Source organism: Pseudomonas sp. MHK4, assembly GCF_054600775.1.
The window spans coordinates 1-546 of the sequence record NZ_BAAIAK010000058.1 but is presented as its reverse complement, the minus strand read 5'-3'; the positions used below and the strand labels follow the sequence as shown (position 1 = coordinate 546).

Genomic DNA, 546 nt, shown 5'->3' with positions numbered 1-546 from the left:
CCGACAGCGTCAAACGGATGCACATGGAACTGGGCGGCAAGGCCCCGGTGATCATCTTCGACGACGCCGACATCGACGCCGCCGTCGAGGGTATCCGCACCTTCGGGTTCTATAACGCCGGCCAGGATTGCACCGCCGCCTGCCGCATCTATGCCCAGGCCGGCATCTACGACAAGTTCGTCGAGAAGCTCGGCGCGGCGGTCAGCAGCATCAAGTACGGTGTGCAGGACGATCCGGCGACCGAGCTCGGCCCGTTGATCACCGCGCAGCACCGCGACCGCGTGGCCGGGTTCGTCGAGCGCGCCATCTCCCAGCCGCACATCCGCCTGATCACTGGCGGCAAGGCCGTCGAGGGCAATGGTTTCTTCTTCGAACCGACGGTGCTGGCCGACGCCCAGCAGGATGACGAGATCGTGCGCCGCGAAGTGTTCGGGCCGGTGGTGTCGGTGACCAAATTTACTGATGAGGCGCAGGTGCTGGGCTGGGCCAACGACTCGGACTACGGCCTGGCGTCGTCGGTGTGGACCGCCGACGTCGGCCGCGCCC

At 66.7% G+C, this 546-nt stretch carries 1 protein-coding gene; it reads left to right on the top strand.

Annotated features, from left to right (window positions below; all coding sequences use genetic code 11):
* Nucleotides 1-546, top strand: a 546-nt coding sequence (locus ACYP2Q_RS31500; protein ID WP_459734109.1) for an aldehyde dehydrogenase family protein, incomplete at both ends; no start/stop codon positions are given.